Genomic DNA, 1,536 nt, shown 5'->3' on the forward strand with positions numbered 1-1,536 from the left:
AGTCGTTCTAAGTAAAGGTCTTATGTTTATGACAGGAGCTATTCTTAAAAGTTCCTCCAGCCCATCCAAATCAATCGCCTCAATAGGTTTATTCCCCGCAAATTGATAAGGCGTATACCAGGGATAACTCGGACTCAAAGGATCAACACTCAAGAACTTCGCAATGGCTGGATTATACAATCTAAACCCATAATCTTGAATCAGTTTACCCCACTCCTGGTCGTTCTCCTTACCATTAAACCCATACCTATAGTTCCCAAAATCAGTCTTATTCAGAGCAATTCCGGTAACCTCCAACGAACTTCCGATATTCGGCGTTGGGTCTTTCAAATGAAATAAAATTTTGGTAGTGTCACCTATGGCTAAGTAACGAAGTTTGAAGTTTCCAGCGGTTTTGTAAACTTCTTCTTTAATGATTTGATTAGTGGCGGCATCTTTGATCGTCACCTTAAGTTCGTTATCGCTTGAACTCAAACTATCCAGGGCAACATCAAAACTCACTTCGTAAGTCTGCAAAGGAGTCGAGGCGTATTCTTTTCCAAACACCCATTTCGCGGTATCCGGTGCGTAGTCCAGATGCACTTTAAGTGCCGTCTCCAGACCGATGCTTCCCATCCAGCCCGTCATCTCGTAAATGCCCCAACCATCCGGTAAATTCACCGGGATCAACACGGGCGCAACCTCGTCGCCGGGCTGCTCCATTCCAAACGGATAGTAATTCTTAAACGTCCGTACATTGGCGTACTCCGTAAATACGTTTCCAGCCTCCAGGTAACGTTTTTGATCCGTTACCACACTGCGGACGTTAGTAAGGTGGTCTTTAAGTTCTGCGCACCTAAATAGCCTAAGATCAAATAGTTACGTACATTCTCATTTCCTAACTAATGTCAAAATCCGCATTCATTCATGCACGATAAAAACAAAGAACGTCGCCCCGCAAAAACCACGGGCGCAGCCAAAAATACAACTTATAATCTTCAGAAGAAAATAAAATTACCCAGGGCGTTTGGGAAAGTGAGCGCGCAGATGAACGCAGGAGGCACGACTAAGTGAAGCGGCGCAAACACTGCGCGTAAGCCAGCGGGGAGACGACCAGGCAAAAACACTTTCATGACCACAACCCGAAGCTTTCTAACCGCGCGTTGGGGCCCGCCCGTGTTCACAGCCGAAGCCCAAAGGAGTGGCGGTTTTTCGCGGGTAAGCTTGCGCGAACGACGACGGCTGAAGGATGCCCGCCGACCCACCGAGGCTGCGCGAGCGGTAGGTTTTTGCGGGTGCCAGGTGGGGCACGCACGGGCGGAAATACACCAGACGAACAGTGTAGCGAAGGAGCTGACGAAGGGCTTTTTTTTCATATGAAAAATAAATCAACAAAAAAAGCCCTGAGGAAAGCCCGCGGTGGGGCGGGAAGCCATGCGCGTAAATGCCACTGGGCGGCACGAGGCGGAAGAAGGGAACCGCAAGCCGCATGACAGCCCTGACGACCGAAGGGAGAAAGGGCTGGCGTGCGGCTTTGCTGACCGACTGACAACGAGT

At 49.2% G+C, this 1,536-nt stretch carries 3 protein-coding genes; 1 reads left to right on the top strand and 2 read right to left on the bottom strand.

Annotation, left to right across the window (positions count from 1 at the left end):
• Positions 1 to 795: RHS repeat-associated core domain-containing protein (locus M23134_RS37155; RefSeq protein WP_002706334.1), on the bottom strand; the 795-nt coding region annotated here is incomplete at its 3' end.
• 111 nt (positions 796 to 906) lie between these two features.
• Here M23134_RS37155 and M23134_RS41670 point away from each other — a divergent pair.
• Positions 907 to 1,053 carry a hypothetical protein gene (locus M23134_RS41670; RefSeq protein ID WP_002704837.1) on the top strand — a complete coding sequence of 49 codons (147 nt, stop codon included), beginning with the start codon at positions 907 to 909 and terminating at the stop codon, positions 1,051 to 1,053.
• A 78-nt stretch (positions 1,054 to 1,131) separates the two neighbouring features.
• Here the strand turns inward: M23134_RS41670 and M23134_RS42390 are convergent.
• The coding region (locus M23134_RS42390; protein ID WP_232296867.1) for a hypothetical protein at positions 1,132 to 1,536 on the bottom strand (405 nt) is incomplete at its 5' end.

The organism is Microscilla marina ATCC 23134, assembly GCF_000169175.1.
In the GTDB taxonomy this organism is placed as follows: Bacteria; Bacteroidota; Bacteroidia; order Cytophagales; family Microscillaceae; genus Microscilla; species Microscilla marina.

Coding starts and splice junctions, on each gene's coding strand:
- M23134_RS41670 (WP_002704837.1), top strand. CDS start 907: ATGCACGATAAAAACAAAGAACGTCGCCCCGCAAAAACCACGGGCGCA.